The organism is Streptococcus sp. IsoGale021 (assembly GCF_031142795.1).
GTDB classification, from domain to species: domain Bacteria; phylum Bacillota; class Bacilli; order Lactobacillales; family Streptococcaceae; genus Streptococcus; species Streptococcus hominis.
The window spans coordinates 1-16,131 of the sequence record NZ_JAKZJH010000017.1; the positions used below are offsets into that span (position 1 = coordinate 1).

The 16,131-nt window shown below is 39.3% G+C and carries 15 protein-coding genes and 1 pseudogene; 2 read left to right on the forward strand and 14 right to left on the reverse strand.

Annotation, left to right across the window (positions count from 1 at the left end; genetic code table 11):
• The first annotated feature begins 66 nt into the window (after positions 1-66).
• Positions 67-381, forward strand: a pseudogene (locus RG565_RS08765) (winged helix-turn-helix transcriptional regulator).
• A gap of 102 nt (positions 382-483) precedes the next feature.
• Here RG565_RS08765 and RG565_RS08770 read toward each other — a convergent pair.
• From RG565_RS08770 to nrdR, 14 genes are all read right to left on the reverse strand, one after another.
• A complete protein-coding gene (locus RG565_RS08770; RefSeq protein WP_247937532.1) occupies positions 484-948 on the reverse strand; it encodes an 8-oxo-dGTP diphosphatase in 465 nt (154 codons plus the stop codon).
• A 79-nt stretch (positions 949-1,027) separates the two neighbouring features.
• Positions 1,028-1,510 (reverse strand): transcription elongation factor GreA, encoded by a 483-nt coding sequence (gene greA / locus RG565_RS08775; RefSeq protein ID WP_003029952.1) that lies wholly within the window; start codon positions 1,508-1,510, stop codon positions 1,028-1,030.
• A gap of 463 nt (positions 1,511-1,973) precedes the next feature.
• The gene (gene mltG / locus RG565_RS08780; protein ID WP_247937531.1) at positions 1,974-3,578 is read right to left on the reverse strand and encodes an endolytic transglycosylase MltG; all 1,605 of its coding nucleotides are present in this window, start codon (positions 3,576-3,578) and stop codon (positions 1,974-1,976) included.
• Positions 3,579-3,676: 98 nt separating this feature from the next.
• Positions 3,677-4,186, reverse strand: a complete 510-nt coding sequence (locus RG565_RS08785) for a GNAT family N-acetyltransferase (RefSeq protein WP_049534642.1) — start codon at positions 4,184-4,186, stop codon at positions 3,677-3,679.
• Positions 4,183-4,716: a GNAT family N-acetyltransferase gene (locus RG565_RS08790; RefSeq protein WP_106083585.1), complete on the reverse strand. Its 534-nt coding sequence runs from the start codon at positions 4,714-4,716 to the stop codon at positions 4,183-4,185. The genes RG565_RS08785 and RG565_RS08790 overlap by 4 nt, the downstream gene beginning before the upstream one ends.
• A complete protein-coding gene (gene murC, locus RG565_RS08795; RefSeq protein WP_247937530.1) occupies positions 4,706-6,037 on the reverse strand; it encodes a UDP-N-acetylmuramate--L-alanine ligase in 1,332 nt (443 codons plus the stop codon). Before murC ends, RG565_RS08790 begins: the two co-directional genes overlap by 11 nt.
• An 81-nt stretch (positions 6,038-6,118) precedes the next feature.
• A complete protein-coding gene (locus tag RG565_RS08800) occupies positions 6,119-6,763 on the reverse strand; it encodes a cystathionine gamma-synthase (protein ID WP_247937529.1) in 645 nt (214 codons plus the stop codon).
• A gap of 40 nt (positions 6,764-6,803) precedes the next feature.
• A complete protein-coding gene (locus RG565_RS08805; RefSeq protein WP_247937528.1) occupies positions 6,804-9,914 on the reverse strand; it encodes a DEAD/DEAH box helicase in 3,111 nt (1,036 codons plus the stop codon).
• Between the two features lie 80 nt (positions 9,915-9,994).
• Complete coding sequence (locus RG565_RS08810; protein ID WP_003029943.1) at positions 9,995-10,333, reverse strand: hypothetical protein; 339 nt, start codon at positions 10,331-10,333, stop codon at positions 9,995-9,997.
• A 92-nt stretch (positions 10,334-10,425) separates the two neighbouring features.
• Positions 10,426-11,736, reverse strand: a complete 1,311-nt coding sequence (gene der, locus RG565_RS08815; RefSeq protein ID WP_247937527.1) for a ribosome biogenesis GTPase Der — start codon at positions 11,734-11,736, stop codon at positions 10,426-10,428.
• 338 nt (positions 11,737-12,074) lie between these two features.
• Positions 12,075-12,788, reverse strand: a complete 714-nt coding sequence (locus tag RG565_RS08820) for an NADPH-dependent oxidoreductase (RefSeq protein WP_247937526.1) — start codon at positions 12,786-12,788, stop codon at positions 12,075-12,077.
• The gene (gene dnaI, locus RG565_RS08825) at positions 12,785-13,684 is read right to left on the reverse strand and encodes a primosomal protein DnaI (RefSeq protein WP_247937525.1); all 900 of its coding nucleotides are present in this window, start codon (positions 13,682-13,684) and stop codon (positions 12,785-12,787) included. The genes RG565_RS08820 and dnaI overlap by 4 nt, the downstream gene beginning before the upstream one ends.
• Positions 13,685-14,833: a DNA helicase gene (locus RG565_RS08830; protein ID WP_247937524.1), complete on the reverse strand. Its 1,149-nt coding sequence runs from the start codon at positions 14,831-14,833 to the stop codon at positions 13,685-13,687.
• A complete protein-coding gene (gene nrdR, locus RG565_RS08835) occupies positions 14,834-15,307 on the reverse strand; it encodes a transcriptional regulator NrdR (RefSeq protein ID WP_003029936.1) in 474 nt (157 codons plus the stop codon). It lies immediately after the preceding gene.
• Positions 15,308-15,473: 166 nt separating this feature from the next.
• Here nrdR and RG565_RS08840 point away from each other — a divergent pair, with 166 nt between their 5' ends.
• The gene (locus RG565_RS08840; RefSeq protein WP_247937533.1) at positions 15,474-16,085 is read left to right on the forward strand and encodes a hypothetical protein; all 612 of its coding nucleotides are present in this window, start codon (positions 15,474-15,476) and stop codon (positions 16,083-16,085) included.
• Positions 16,086-16,131: the final 46 nt, after the last annotated feature.

Here is a 16,131-nt window from a genome sequence, read left to right on the forward strand (position 1 = left end):
ATAATAAAATTAGCAAGAGAAAAATAGTAGGCACTTTTTTGTGACCTACTTAAAAGGAGAAAGACTGTGCAAACAAAACCAAATTGGAACTGCGGTTTAACTAGCGTCATGGATGCTCTTTCAGGAAAATGGAAACTCCAGATCTTTTGGAGCATTTCGAAGCACGAACCGATACGTTTTAACTAATTACAACGTGAAGTAGAAGGCATCACAAAAACTATGCTAATTCGCTCTTTAGACGACCTAATACAGCACAAGCTTATCGCTAGAGAAGACTTTAAAACATGGCCGCTCCACACCCAGTATTCTCTGACTAATAAAGGACAAGATTTGCTAATATTACTACTACAAATCAACGATTGGGGCAAAGAAAATTTATAAAATGATTCAAATAATTACATGTAGGAATATTTCGTGTTCCGATAAAACAGTAAACTTCAAACATCAACTTGAACGACAGAATATTCTCATTTCAAAATAAAATTACCAAAATTCGCGAACAAAATCATTTTCTAAGCGTTCACTATAAAACAATTCTGACAACGATTTGTCATCAAAAATACGTAGCAAATTTTTTAAATCATAAGCCAATTCGAGAGTGTCCAACTCTTCACGTGCGACCCACTTAACTTCACCTTCTTCTGATGAACGAAGATGTCCTGAAAATTCATTTGTGCGATAAAGAAAGACCAGATAACGAATTCCTTCTGCCGTGTACCAATGTTTCATACCAACCAGTCTAGGATGATGGATTGTTAGTCCCGTTTCTTCATAAATTTCACGCACGACTGCTTGGTGGAGACTCTCTTTTTCTTCTATATGCCCGCCAGGTAGAGCTGCTCCTGACCAAGAATACATCTTGGGATCACGAATCTGCATAACAATGCGCTTCTGATCATCTTCAATCAGACACATATTGGTTAAAATTACTTGAGACTTACGAGCCATACTTCTCTCCTCTATGTTTTGCAGAGACAACCCCCGTGGTACTATTACAATCACGGGGGCTCATCTTACGCATTTTTAATTATGCCGTTTTTTCGACTTTTAGGATTTTTACATCATAACTGCCCACAGGTGTTTCAACTGTAGCTGTATCGCCTGTTTTCTTGCCAATTAGAGCTTGTCCAATAGGACTTTCATTAGAAACTTTTCCTGCAAAAGCATCTGCTCCTGCTGCACCAACAATCATATAGACTTCTTCGTCCGTTTCGCCAACTTCTTGAATTGTAACAGTCTTACCAATAGCGACTTCATCTTGCGCCACTGCATCGCTATTTACAATTTCAGCATAGCGAATCTTAGTTTCCAGACTTGAGATTTGACCTTCAACAAAAGCCTGCTCATCTTTGGCTGCTTCATACTCACTGTTTTCTGATAAGTCACCATAAGAGCGAGCAATTTTAATACGTTCTACCACTTCTGGACGACGAACTAATTTTAGTTCTTCTAATTCTTTTTCAAGTTTTTCCTTTTCTTCAAGGGTCATAGGATAAGTTTTTTCTGCCATTATTTTTTCTTCTTTCTATTTTTAAAACAAAGAGGGAGTGGGACAGAACTCAGCTTGAAAATTTTAAGTTCATAGTCTCACCCCCGCAGGGTTGCTTAACAGTCTGGGAGACTGTTGAGGTGGTGGATAAAGAAAACAATTTTTTGTCAAAAGTGTTCTTCCGAGCTTGAAAAGCAAACAGCTTTGAGATTTGCTTTACAAGTTCTATCCGCCACTTCAAAGCAATGCTTTGAGCAATCAGTAACTGCGCGTCGTTGGTTTATTATATTATATTATAGCTATATACTTTATACTTTGAAGCTGGAGACTTTCGTCCCAGCTTCTTTTTAATATTCGCTTGCTTTGCAAAGTGCATTCTTCGTCTAGTCTAAAATACTCTTGTAGCAATTTTTTAGACTTATACATCATTGCTCAGAAGTAGAACAAAATCAAGTTCTAGGAGTTACGATTTTGTCCCACTTCTTTAATTCGAACTACTTGATTGTGTCAATTTACTATTAACATGTTCTTGAACATTTTTTTCATGTTCTTCATAGGTATTTGCGAAATAAACATTTCCTGTTTCTGTATTAGCTACGAAGTAAAGATAATCCGTTTTAGCTGGATTAACAGTCGCTTCAATAGCAGAAAGACTAGGATTATCTACAGGACCAGGCATTAAACCGGTATTTTTATAGACATTGTAAGGCGAATCAATATTAGTATCAATCGCAGCGTCTTCTGCTAGGGTTGTCTTTTGACCAAGCTTCCCTTGAGCATACAAAATTGCAATATTACTTTGCAAAGGCATGTTTTGATTTAAACGATTGTAAAAGACACTTGCAATGTTTTTTCGGTCTTGATCTGTTGAACCTTCTTTTTCAACCAAGGACGCAATTGTCAAAACATCATGCACAGTCAAGTTCTTTGAGGCTAAAACATCATAATATTGCGACATGGTTTTATCCATTGCTGCTAACATTTGGTCAATGAGCGTTTCAGATGTTGTGCTATCGGTCACATTGTAAGTAGCAGGGAAAAGATAACCTTCTAAGCGATACTTAACACCGCTCTCTTTTTTCGCTAAGTTGCCTAATAAATTTGGATATTTTGCAACTTCCTGAGTGATAAAATTATCATCTTGCACTTTCTTTAAGAACGTATCCGAAGACAATTTACTTTTCTTCAACTTCGCAATCGTTTTTGCAATTTGGTCAATCGTATATCCTTCTGGAATGGTTAATTTTTCCATTGAGGGATCCTGCGGAGTGTCCGTTCCACCTTGCTGTAGCTTTTTAGCAATCGTATCCAAACTCATGCTCTTTTGCAGATTATAATAACCCGATTGAAAATCTGCATAGTTATTAAACTTAGCATAATAGCTAAAAATCTGAGCATTTTTGATCAAACCAGCTTTTTCCAAGACCGTTCCAATTGCTTTGGTGCTCGATCCAGTCGGAATCTTAACCGTCACATACTTTGTATTTTTCGCATCAACTGGTTGTAAAGCTGATGTAACATAGCGATAAGCAAAGAAACCAGTTAAACCAATCCCTAAAAGTAGCAAAATTAAGACCGTTTTGACGATTTTTCCGGCGATTTTGTTTTGACGCTTCTTCGTGTTAATCGTTTGAGCAGTCCGATTTGAACGAGAAAGTTTCTTTGTGTCTTGCTCTGTTCCGTAAACTGCAGGTTGAACCAATTCTTCCGGAGCTTTACTTTCTTCAACCGCTTGATTGGTTGGATAAGAAACAGGAACTTTCGTTGTATGAGTATTAAACTCTTTCTCTTCCCTAGCTGCCGTTTCGGCTTCTATTTGTTCAACGGTTGGAAGGGGACTTTCTAAAGGAGCTGGCTCTGGTTCGCCACTTTCTTCTTTTTGAACTTTTGGTATATCCGTTTCAGAAGCAGTTGTTTTCTCCTCTTCCTGTGCAGAAGGAAGCACAGATTGACCCAAACCTAACTTTTCCTGCAAGTCATTAGATTCTTCTACAGGTTTTGGTTGTTCAGTTCCCTTTGCTTTTGCCAAGTCGCACAGAATCTGCTCTTTAAAACTCAGCCCTTCTTTTTCTTGTGAATCTTCAGCCAAATAGTTGACCTCCTTGTTCAATATCCCTACTATTATATCTTAAAAGGTAAAGAAAAGCAATAAGAGAATGCCTTTCTTTCAAGCATTCTACAGAATAATCAATTCTTTTCTCCACTATTGGGAGTTTTCCAAAGCATATCATACCAAACTTCACCTGCATAGGTAGATTGGGATACACCCTCATTGATAAAACCATGTTTTTCGTAGTAAGCTACCAAATAATCATGACAAGTTAAGTTGATTCCCAAACGCTGGTCGCGAACAGCAATATCCTTCATTGCATTTAACAAACTTCGACCTAACCCCATATTTTGAGCATTTTTAGCAATAGATAAACTGGTCAACGAAATATAATGCTCTGTCAAATGACTATAATCTTCTACCTCAGAAGTAAAGGATTGGTCTACTAAATGGCGCTCAGGACGAACAGGTCCTTCAAGGTAGCCTAAAATCTGACCGTCTCGTTCAGCGACTAAGAAACTGGTTGTTAGTTTTTGGATATGGGCTTCTAAAATATCTCGACTCAGAGCTTCTTCTGGTCCAAAGTTTTCCCATTCAATAGTTGTAATAGCATCCAAATCTGCTAAATTTGCCTGTCTAATCTTCATTGTTCCTCCTTAAAATATGGATTATCCCAAACAAGTTCATATAAAATAGCATGGCTATCTACCCTTTCAGAAATTCCTTCGTTTATGAAAGCATTCATTTCGTAGTAAGAAATCAACTCATCTGAACAAACCAGCTGAAGACCTTTCTGATTTCGTGCGACAGCTATTTCTTTGCAAGCAGCTAAAAGCAAAGTTCCCAGCCCTTGACCTTTAAACTCTGGATGAATGGACAAGCGCTGAATCGTCATAAAATCAGAATCTTGCTGCTGTTTTGACGAATTATCTATCATTTCATTTGTCAAATGACGTGAAAAAACGGCTGACCCTACAATGTAGCCAGCTATTTTCTCATTTAATTCTGCTATTAAAAAGTTCGTTTGACCCTGTTCAATCCATTTTTGGAGCGTTTCTGCACCAGCTGCTTCTGTGGAGAAATTCGCCTCCTCAATCGCAACGATTGTCTCCCAATCTTCCGAAGCAGCTTCTCGAAGGGTAACTTGTGTGACTTGTGGTATTAGGTTACTGGACATTGCTTGTCAAATTAGATAGCAAACGTTCAAAAGAATATTCATAAGTCTGAATATCCCCAGCTCCCATGAAAACATAAACAGCATTTGGGTGTTCTAACAATGGCGAAACATTGTCAACAGTAATAATTTCTGCCTTTTTGATAATTTTTTCAGCCAAATCTTCTACTTTGACATCTCCATGATCCACCTCACGCGCAGAACCATAGATTTGCGCCAAATAAACAGCATCGGCTTGGTTCAAGGCTTCGGCAAATTCGTCCAAAAGTGCAATGGTTCTAGTAAAGGTATGGGGTTGGAAAATCGCAACAATTTCTTTACTTGGATATTTCTGGCGAGCTGCATCCAAAGTCGCAATAATTTCAGTTGGATGATGCGCAAAATCATCAATTATTGTTGTCCCATTAACCACTTTTTCAGTAAAACGGCGTTTCACACCACCAAAAGTGACTAAATGCTCCCGAACTAAATTTAAGTCAAATCCAGCTGTGTATAAGAGCCCAATGACTGCTGTTGCATTCATGATATTGTGGCGACCAAAGCTAGGAATCTTAAATTCTCCTAATTCTTGCCCACGGAAAGAAACTTTAAAGCTAGAACCCGTTGTAGAACGAAGTAAATCATGAGCGATAAAGTCATTACCTTCCTTAAAGCCATAGTAATAAATAGGAGCGTTAGCTGTGACTCGGCGCAATTCTTTGTCTTCACCGTAAACAAATAACCCTTTGCTAACCTGCTTAGCATAATCATTAAAAGCATTGAAAACATCTTCTAAGCTGGTGAAATAATCTGGGTGGTCGAAGTCAATATTCGTGATAATTGAATATTCAGGATGATAAGGCATGAAATGACGTTCATATTCATCTGCTTCAAATGCAAAGTATTTCGCATTTGCAGAGCCGCGCCCCGTCCCATCACCAATCAGATAACTGGTATCCGTAATGTTTGACAAAACGTGTGCTAACATACCCGTCGTTGATGTCTTTCCATGTGCCCCTGCCACTCCCATGCTGACAAAATCACGCATAAAGGTCCCAAGGAATTCATGGTAGCGCTTATAAGAAATTCCATTGGCATCAGCGTAGGCAATTTCAATATTATTATCTGGACGGAAAGCATTTCCCGCAATGACTTCTACATCTGCTTGAAGATTTTTTTCGTCAAAAGGCAGGATTTTAATCCCTGCTTGTTCTAAGCCACGTTGTGTAAAATAATATTTCTCCACATCGCTTCCCTGAACGTGATGTCCCATTTGATGCAGCATCAATGCTAAAGCACTCATTCCAGAGCCTTTAATCCCGATAAAATGATAGGTTTTTGTCATAATTTCTCCTTAAATGCTAAGAGCGTTAAATTTAGTGAAACCAAGTTCACACAAAAATATTTGGCTCTTGTCAACGTTCGATTATTTTTCTTCCAGCCGTGTTAAATTTAGCTCTTGCGCTATCCGGCGCTCTCTTTGGCTTTGTAATTCTTTTTTATTGTAAATTTGACTTGTCTTTAAAAAGTCATAATTATTTTTAGCTTTTTTGGGCAATTCATTTGGTTGATGTACAGAAGGCTCCGTCTTGATATCTGCTAAAATATATTGATCCTGTTTCAAATTCCGACTGTATTTTGCCAGTTCACTACCATTTTCCTTTTGGAAAAATGCTGTTGGTTGATGTGAAATAGCTGTGTTACCATTCGTAACGGCAGGATAGGAGCGCTTTTTAGCAGTAAAATCCGATGTCAAATAAGCTGCCGAACGTTTCTTTTTCAAATCCGCTCTGGCTTCTTCTCTAGCCAATTCTGCATAACTTTTTGAAGCAGACTTTGTGGCTTTGACAGATTGAACAACTGAAGTCGCTTGGTAAGACTTTGCCTGTCCTTCTTTTACTTGACTGTCTGCAATTTTCTTTACAATTGGTTCCCATTCTAAATAATTTTTATCGACATAGTCACCATTAATATTGCTGATAAGATCGCTTTCATCATAAAGGTTCATACGCGGCATTTCTGATAGCATGACTTCATCGTCAGAAATCAATGGAAAAGATTTTTCTTTCATTAGCACATTCCTTTCAACACTTCATTATAACCTATTGATGCTATTTTTCAAGTGTTTCTGGAGAAATTCCTAGAATTTCTCGTATTTCAGCAACGGTTAGGCTGCTGCGCGACTCCGTTCCGTCTAGGATAGTTGACACGAGATGGCGCTTGCTTTCTTGCAATTCTTGAATTTTTTCTTCAATTGTGCCTCGCGTAATCAGGCGATAGACTTCTACATTTCTTTCTTGTCCCATACGGTGAGCTCGACCAATTGCCTGAGACTCTACTGCTGGATTCCACCAAAGGTCAACTAGAATAACGGTATCTGCACCTGTCAGATTTAAGCCAACGCCACCAGCTTTTAGGGAGATTAGAAAAGCGTCTCCTTCTCCATTGTTGAAAGCATTTGTCATCTCTTGACGATCTTTTGCTGGGGTGGAGCCTGTAATTTTAAACGTCTCCATTTTCATCTTTTTCAATTCTTTTTCGATAATATCGAGCATGCCTCGGAATTGAGAAAAAATGAGCACACGGTGGTTTCCTGTCTGAATCTGCTCTAATAGTTCCATCAAGCTTTCTAGTTTGCCACTCTCGCCATGATAATCTTCCATAAAGAGTGCTGGTGTATCACAGATTTGTCGTAAACGCATCAAGCCAGATAAGATTTCCATTTTGCTGCGATTGAGTTCTTCCTCTGTAGAAGCAAGCACGCGCTCCCGCATTTGTTTTAGCTGCGCTAGGTAGATAGCCTTTTGACTATCTGCCAGTTCATTGCGATAAGACACTTCGATAAGATCTGGCAATTCTTGCAAGACATCTTCTTTCTTTCGCCGCATGACAAATGGTTTGATAAAACGAGCGACAGTTTCTGCAGGCAATTTCAAAAAGTTCTTTTTGCTAGGTAATAATCCTGGTAAAACAATTTGAAAAATAGACCATAATTCGCCGAGGTTATTTTCAATCGGTGTTCCAGAAAGAGCAAAGGTATTTTTGACCTCAAAATTTCGTAGATGATGAGCAATCTTGGTCTGCGCATTTTTCATGACCTGCGCTTCATCTAAAAAGAGATAATCGAAGTTCAATTGACTATATTCTTCAACATCTTGACGGAAAGAAGCATAACTTGTAATCATCACCTGATGACCTTCTGCAATCAAGTTATCTCTAACTGGTTTTAATCCATAAATGACCGCTACATCCATTTCTGGTGCAAATTTCGCAAACTCATCCAGCCAATTGTAAATCAAACTAGACGGAGCCAAAATCAAAACATTGGTCTCTTTTTTTAGCTGATTACTTAAAAAGGCAATGGTTTGAAGGGTTTTTCCCAACCCCATATCATCTGCTAAAATACCACCAAATCCGTAATGATGAAGCATAGACATCCATTTGACACCCATTTCTTGGTAATCACGCAAAGTTGCTTCCACTTTTAACGTCGATAGCGCAAACTCCTCTGGATGCGTCAAGTCAAAGGCTAAATGGCGGAACTCCTCTGAAAAGCTAACTTTTTCTTGGTCTTTAAACAATTCAGATAGCTGATAAGCAGCAATCCGCTGCGTTTGGAAAATGCCGTCTTTTCCTTTTTTAGCTCGTAAATCCTGTAAGGTTTTGCTGACTCTTTTTGTTTCTTCATCAAAAACGAGCACCTTACCAGAGCGACTAATGAAATAATCATTAGCCGAAAAAAGAGCTTCTAACGCATCGTCCACTTCTGTCTGGTCAATACTTGTAAAGTCAAACCCGATATCCAACAAGCCACCATTTGTCTGAACAGAAACTGCTGGTCTTTCCACTTGGTACAAGACTGTCAGGTTTTCTGCCACAGATACCTTTCCCAAGCGTCTAAAATGAGGCAGAGCCACTGTGAAAAAGGAGTAGATTTCTTGTGGTTGCAATGGCGGACGGGTGCTTGTGAAATCTGCTTCAAAACCAGCAGACAGAGCTTGTTGAAAAACCTTTTGTTCTAACTGGAAATCGCTGGCAAATGGCAATTCTTCCAACTCAAGACGAGTATCCACAACACAATTTCCATAGTCAAACTGGATTTTGAGACGAATTTCCTGAGTATCCAATAATTCGAAATCAAACAGCGGAGTAAAAGTATGAATCACCAAACTTTCTGGTGCTTGAATAGAACCGACTTTACCAAATTCTAATAGTCCTGAAGCCAGTTTGGCTTGATCGCTTGTATCAAATTGAAGGCGTTTTTTGCGATCGGCATCCACAGGTAATTCTCGAATCACCTGAATCATCCGCTTTTGTTGCTCCGTCAGTTGATAAAAATGATCTCCATAAAAAATAAAGTCACCACCATATAAGATTTTATAATTTTGCTCTGTAATGATGAGCTCAAAATAATCCGAATTTTCCTCTACTGTAAAATCATAGATGCCTACTTCAGCATGCAAATCTTGAAAAAAGACTTTGTCATAGTCATAAAGACTGTATTCTAAGCGGAAATGCGGCAAATTCACAAGCCGATTCACGCCTTCTTCAAACAGACTAGACGGAAAATAAAGATGTCTAGCTGCATTTGGCAAGATAAAAGAAGCATCTTGATCCTGCTGATAAGAAACAAGTCCTCGTAAAAACTGAATCACCTCTTGGCTAGCTTCATCGAAAGCGGCTAATTGCATTTTTTCATAATAGTGCTTGCCGATTTGATAATAATCGCCTTTTTCAACAATCTTTAAAAAAGCACGAATATCCCGGATAACATAAGAGCGCTCATCTGGTAAACGACTGATACGCAAGGTCCACAAAAATTGTCCTGTATAATCATCTTCTTGCCCGACAGCAGACAGTTCATAGCGAACGGCCACATCTTCTGTCTGGAGGATTTTATCCAAGAAGAGACTGCCAAATGAGACCTTCGTTTGAGTTTCTTCTGAAGTTGTCTGCTCCTCTTCTAGATTTGCCAAAACGACTTTCCCTTCAGGATCATTTTTTAGAAAATATTCTAAGCCTGCTAGATGAGCACAGTATTTCTTTTTTTGAAAAAAATCACAGGCGCAAAAAATGGCTTCATCATCCAAGCTATATCGCAGATTGTGATTCTCCACTCGGCTGTAAATCATCTGATCTTTCACTTTGAGAATTTCAATTTTCCCTGCTTCGTAAAGAGCAATTCCTTCTGTCCGAATCTTCCCAGGAATCAATTTTGCCATAAGTACCACCTTTATTTTATCTATTCATTATACCATATTTTCAGTATAAAGAAAAAAAGCAAGGTTCGCCTCGCTTTCTTTTAGAAAATGTCCTTGTTGAGCTTTTTATAGTGCTTAGTGCGTGCAATCAACACTTTCATAAAACCGACTAGCAATATTGTATTTCCTATTACTAAGAATACTAAAAGGAGCCAAATTCCCAGTAAAAGTATAGAGAATTTTGTTATCATAAGCCAAATGACTCCCAATGTTATAGCAGCCAAGAAAAGATGTGCAATTCCTACAACTATCAGACTAAAAAGTGATAACCAATAGCGAAAACCAAACGGTTTGTACTTTCTATCATCATAGTGAATATTCACATAAGCTGCACTTGCCATTCCAATGAGCACCACTTTAGCAATATTTATCCAATTCATATTTCTTTCTCACATAAGTACATTAGACTAGTTATCTTGTACTGTACCACTTCTACTATTTTTATGTTCAGCCTTATTTAGCTAGCTCCGCCCTACTTCCGCTTTCTGGCAATGAGATGAATTGGTGTCCCTTCAAATACGAAAGCCTTGCGGATTTGATTTTCTAGGAAACGCATATAAGAAAAGTGCATGAGCTCTTCTTCATTGACAAAGATGACAAAGGTTGGCGGTTTTGTCGCAACTTGTGTCGCATAGAAGATTTTCAGCCGTTTGCCTTTGTCAGTCGGTGTTGGATTGATTGCAATGGCATCCATGATGACATCATTGAGTACTGCAGACGGTATGCGGGTATTTTGGCTTTGACTAATTCTCTTAATCATGTCTGGTAATTGATGCAAACGTTGCTTAGTCAGAGCTGATACAAAGACAATCGGTGCATAAGAGAGATACTGAAATTGGTCGCGAATATCGGCTTCCCAATTTTGCATGGTCTTGTTATCCTTTTCCAGCGTATCCCACTTGTTAACAACGATAATAATTCCTTTACCTGCTTCATGAGCAAAACCAGCAATCCGCTTATCATACTCGCGAATCCCCTCTTCAGCATTGAGCACCATGAGTACTACATCGGAACGGTCAATGGCTCGCATAGCTCGCATAACAGAATACTTCTCTGTATTTTCATAGACCTTGCCTGACTTGCGCATACCTGCTGTATCAATCATGGTAAATTCTTGTCCCTCATTGTCCGTAAAGACCGTATCAATCGCATCACGAGTAGTACCAGCCACAGGACTAGCAATCACACGGTCTTCTCCCAGAATCGCATTGATTAGGCTAGACTTACCGACATTGGGACGACCAATAAGGCTGAATTTAATCATGTCTGGATTTTCAACGGCTTCTTCATTAGGGAGATTTTCAACAATGGCATCTAAAATATCCCCCGTGCCAATCCCATGAACGGAAGAAACAGGATAAGGGTCACCCAAGCCAAGCGCATAAAAATCAAAAATTTCACTACGCATCTCTGGGTTATCTACTTTATTAACCGCTAGAATAATCGGCTTGTGGGTCTTGTAGAGCATACGAGCCACATATTCATCCGCATCTGTAATACCTTCTTTTCCAGACACCACAAAAACGATGACATCAGCCTCATCCATAGCAATCTCTGCTTGGTGCTTGACTTGTTCCATAAAAGGCGCATCTACGTCATCAATCCCGCCCGTATCAATCATGCTAAACTTGCGATTCAGCCACTCAGCCGTTGCATAAATACGGTCTCTGGTTACTCCTTCAACATCCTCAACAATCGAAATCCGCTCCCCAGCAATCCGATTAAAAAATGTTGATTTGCCGACATTAGGACGGCCGACAATGGCAATGGTTGGTAAAGCCATAGTGTTCCTCTTTCTATTCCAAGAAGCTGGGACAAAATGCTCAGCTTCACTTGTTTATGTAGTTATAATTACAGGACGCAGCGGTTTGGAGAAACTCTGTTGACTTTAGTCAATTTAGAATTCCCCATGCACAATTGATTAGCACCTTAGTGCCAATCAATCACTGCTAAGTGGGGGCTAATGTGCTGATAAATCAGCTTTTACAACTCTTTTGACGCCAAGTTTCACTTGACTATTTCCAACTTTGAAAGATTCCCCAAACCTTTCGAGCTGTGCGGGGTGAAACAACAAAATCGAATTGCTTCGAAATGACTGTTTTTTGTCTCACTTCCTTTACTTTATAATAATTTCTTGTCTTGTAATAGATTCTGGCTAGCAGGATTGGGCTTTTGAGCAAATTGATTCGTCAACCGCTCGCTCCATGTATCAGTTGCTCGATCTCCAGCATAGTCTGCCTGAATCTGATCATAAGCCTGAATAACAGACGCATCCTGTTCTTGATAATCTTCCTCAAAAACGACTGTTTCATACGGCAGGCGTGGTTTAACAGCATGGTGCTGGGCTGGCTTTCCCAAAGCCATTCCAAAAATAGGATACGTATAATCTGGTAAATTAAACAGCTCTGCTATTTCCCTAGAAGCATAGCGAATCAAGCCAATGATGACCCCGCCATATCCCAGACTTTCAGCCGCCAAAAGAGTATTCTGCGCAACCAGACTAGCGTCAACAGAACTAATCAGAAGATTCTCCACTCCTTGTGGGTAAAAGGCATTTGTGTGAAGTCGCACACCTTTCTCAGCTCGATTGAGGTCTCCGATAAAAAGAAGAAAAACGGACGACTGACGAATAGCCTCCTGAGGCACCAAATCAAACAAGGCTGCTTTCTTTTCCTGACTACGAACAACGATAATCGAATAAGACTGGAAATTCTTCCAGCTGGAGGCTGCTCGACCAGCATCAATAATCGCTTTCAAATCCTCATCTGAAATTTGCTCCTCTGTAAAACGACGAACAGAAGTATGTTTTTTCATCAAATCAATCGTTTCATTCATCGGCGATTTTCTCCTTCCAGACGCACTTCCTCTGCTAAGAATTTTATTCTTTCCATGACCCGACGAGCCTGCCAAGTTTCATCTCCGTTTTTGGATGTAGCAAAATGGCGTTCCAAATCCGCAAAATTAAAATTTGATGTAAAGAAAGTTGGCAAATTTTCCTGCATCCGATGCTGCAAAATAACCTGCAAAATCTCATCTCGCATCCAAGGACTTGATTGCTCCGCACCAATATCATCCAAAATCAAGACTTGTGCTACTTTTACTTCATCAATCTTTTCCTTCACCAAACCGGAAGAAATGGCATTCTTTACATCCAACACAAAACTAGGATAATGAAGCAAGGTCGTGGAAACACTGCGTTTTTCCGACAAATCATGTGCTAAGGCAGCCATCATGTAACTTTTACCCACGCCAAAATCACCATAGAGATAAATCGCTTTTTTATAGTTTGGATAATCTGCCACAAAATTCGTCAGCAACTCAAAAGCCTTGTAACGACCAACATCGTCTAAATCCACTTTTGCCAAACTAGCTTCCTTGAGACTAGCCGGAAGACTAATCAGGTTTAAGCGCGCATTGATAGCTGCTTGCTTCTGTGCTTCAACTAGCTCTGGAGTTTCTTCATAAGAAACGTCAGCATATCCCTCATTTTTCACTAAAATTGGCTTATATCCCTTAGCAATATAAGCCTTATCGCCTAGTAAAAAACGATTTCGCTCAGAAATATACTGATTAAACTTAGAAATGCTTCGTTTGATTTCAGCTGGTGTCAACCTTTCTGACTGGATAAAAGCCGCCACATCTGGATCGGCGACGATTTGCTTCACCAACTCCTCATAGTTAAATTGACGAACTTGTTTCCTATGCGCCATCGTTTGTCCAACACTCTCCATCTAGTCACCTCCTTGGTCTAATTTCGCTAAAAGTTTTCTCTTTTGCTCCTCTAGCTCAGCCTGCTTTTCAACACTTGTTTCATTCTTATAGTCAGGATTGCTCCAGTCGGGAACATTGCTCTTTGAAGTAGCCGTTTGATTTGCTTTTTTGCTTGGTTGTTGATTTCGCTCACGAATTCGCAAAACTGCCTCTTCTGCTGATGTCACTTCTTGATATGAAAAATCATTTGCTACTTTCAAAGCGTATTTTTCATTGAGATTAGCCGAATCCACTTTGTTAAAAGTCAACAGCAAAATCACATTAATCACTTCATCTAACAGTCCCAAATTTGCCAATTCTTGCAAACACTGACGTTCTCCTCGTGTGATTGTCGCATGCTTAGTTTTTTTGATTTCTGCTAAAAACTGCATGGCTGACTTACTCTTAGCCTCTCGAATAATCGTTTGTTCAGCGTTAGAAAATCCGCTTGCAGTAGGCTTTTGATTTAATTTTTGCTTCATTCGCTTGGTTGAAACCACATGACCGACAGCCGTCTCCTTAGCCAACAAGTAGGTCTCATACCAAGTCCAATTTTGTTGCTCTGAAATAGCAAAAAGTACCAGCAAATCTTCTTTTTCGTTTTCAAAACGCAAGTTTTCTCGCGCCATCAATTGTTTAAAGTAATCCAAGTCAAAATGATTCTGTTTTGATTGCGTCTCTGCCTTTGCATCTTCCACTTGAAAAATCTCTGACAGCTTCACATCTTGCTTCTCACCATTTGGGTGACTAGGTAACAAAGCCTCTACCGCAGCTTCACCAATCTTCTTTTCTAGCAGGCGCTTGTAAACAGGATTGCTTAAAAATTCACCAGACGATAGTGTGGGCTGCAAATAGACCTGAAAATGATTCTCCGTATGATAAAGCTCTACTAACTGCATAGCAGACAACATTTCTAAACTTTTTTGCAAGGCATTCATCCCCAGATTGAGATGATTCAAAATGTGCCCAAAGGTGTAAGATGATTTCCCGTTGTCCCAAAAAGCAAGCAAATACTGATAGATAGAGGTCGCTTCAAGCCCTAAAATTGGCAAATACAGACGAATCAAATTGGTGCTGTCCTGGCTAATCAGATTATTCTTCACAAAAGAAAATTGATCATTCGGTTTCATCTATTGTTCCTTTTTCTTTTTCGCTGTTTTTGTAATCTGTTTCAAGAGGTTTTCCAGCTCGCTCACATCTTTAAAGCTACGATAAACACTAGCAAAACGAACATAAGTAATTTCATCTAAATCCGCTAACTCTTCCATTACTAAACCACCGATATACTCGCTTGCGATCTCGTTTTCATTGCTGCTGCGCACTTTTTGCTCAATTCTGCTGACAATTTCCTCAATCTCATCACTAGAAACAGGACGTTTTTGCGCCGAACGAATGATTCCATTAAAGATCTTGTCTCTTGAAAATTGTTCCCGCGTGCCATCTTTTTTAACGACAACGAGCGTCCGTTCTTCTACACGTTCATAAGTCGTAAAGCGATACTGACATTCATCACACTCACGACGACGACGAATTGTATTACCATCTTCTGCTTGCCGACTGTCAATAACACTTGATTTACTACCACCACACTTAGGACAACGCATCTGCTTCCCTCCTGAATTCTTAATACTTCATTATACCATGTTTTAAGAAATAACAAAAGATAGGACCTTCCTCACGAAAACATATAATAATCCGTTATCCTATTTACTTCTCTCTAGAAATTTTATACAATAAATTGTAAACGTTATCATTTTAAGGAGAATTATGATGAAAAGATTTTTTTCTGTTACCTTTTTTAAAGACAAAAAGAATATCGCTATTCTAACGCTAGTCGTTCTTTTATTGGGATCGTTTTCTGCCATGGGAACCCAGCAAAAAGACGAGAAAGAATATAAGGTACAGATTCAAAAATTAACAAAAAGAAATGAAGAGACGGAAAAAGACTACAAAACATTAAAAAATGAGTTTGACTCCTACAAAAAAGAAAACGAGCAATATATTGCTCTAGGTAAACAAGAGGAACAGACAAAGAAGGAGAAAGCCGCAGAGGAAAAGAAGAAAAAGGAAGCGGAAAAAGCTAAGCAAGAAAAAGAGTCCGCAGAAAAAACAGCAAAAGAACAAGAAATAGCTAGACAAGCAGAAGAAAAACGAAAACAAGAAGAAGCAGCTGCCGCTCAAGCGCAGCAACAACAAGAGGCTGCGGCAGCACAAGAAGCTCAACAGCAGGAACGAACCGTTTATGTAGCTCGTAACGGAACTGCTGATGTTTATTGGTACAGCTTAGATAATATGCCACGCAATACACGGTTTGACAGAGTAGTCACCATGACCGAGGCCGACGCTATCAATGCTGGAAAACGCCACACCTCTAAAGAATGACAATCAAAAACGGGAAGTTTTATCTTGAACTTCCCGTTTTTGATTA

Excerpts from the sequence above, each read along its gene's own strand:
- RG565_RS08770 (WP_247937532.1), bottom strand. The coding sequence starts at position 948 with ATGGCTCGTAAGTCTCAAGTAATTTTAACCAATATGTGTCTGATTGAA.
- greA (WP_003029952.1), bottom strand. The coding sequence starts at position 1,510 with ATGGCAGAAAAAACTTATCCTATGACCCTTGAAGAAAAGGAAAAACTT.
- RG565_RS08785 (WP_049534642.1), bottom strand. The coding sequence starts at position 4,186 with ATGAAGATTAGACAGGCAAATTTAGCAGATTTGGATGCTATTACAACT.
- RG565_RS08790 (WP_106083585.1), bottom strand. The coding sequence starts at position 4,716 with ATGTCCAGTAACCTAATACCACAAGTCACACAAGTTACCCTTCGAGAA.
- murC (WP_247937530.1), bottom strand. The coding sequence starts at position 6,037 with ATGACAAAAACCTATCATTTTATCGGGATTAAAGGCTCTGGAATGAGT.
- RG565_RS08800 (WP_247937529.1), bottom strand. The coding sequence starts at position 6,763 with ATGAAAGAAAAATCTTTTCCATTGATTTCTGACGATGAAGTCATGCTA.
- RG565_RS08805 (WP_247937528.1), bottom strand. The coding sequence starts at position 9,914 with ATGGCAAAATTGATTCCTGGGAAGATTCGGACAGAAGGAATTGCTCTT.
- RG565_RS08810 (WP_003029943.1), bottom strand. The coding sequence starts at position 10,333 with ATGAATTGGATAAATATTGCTAAAGTGGTGCTCATTGGAATGGCAAGT.
- der (WP_247937527.1), bottom strand. The coding sequence starts at position 11,736 with ATGGCTTTACCAACCATTGCCATTGTCGGCCGTCCTAATGTCGGCAAA.
- RG565_RS08820 (WP_247937526.1), bottom strand. The coding sequence starts at position 12,788 with ATGAATGAAACGATTGATTTGATGAAAAAACATACTTCTGTTCGTCGT.
- dnaI (WP_247937525.1), bottom strand. The coding sequence starts at position 13,684 with ATGGAGAGTGTTGGACAAACGATGGCGCATAGGAAACAAGTTCGTCAA.
- RG565_RS08830 (WP_247937524.1), bottom strand. The coding sequence starts at position 14,833 with ATGAAACCGAATGATCAATTTTCTTTTGTGAAGAATAATCTGATTAGC.
- nrdR (WP_003029936.1), bottom strand. The coding sequence starts at position 15,307 with ATGCGTTGTCCTAAGTGTGGTGGTAGTAAATCAAGTGTTATTGACAGT.
- RG565_RS08840 (WP_247937533.1), top strand. The coding sequence starts at position 15,474 with ATGAAAAGATTTTTTTCTGTTACCTTTTTTAAAGACAAAAAGAATATC.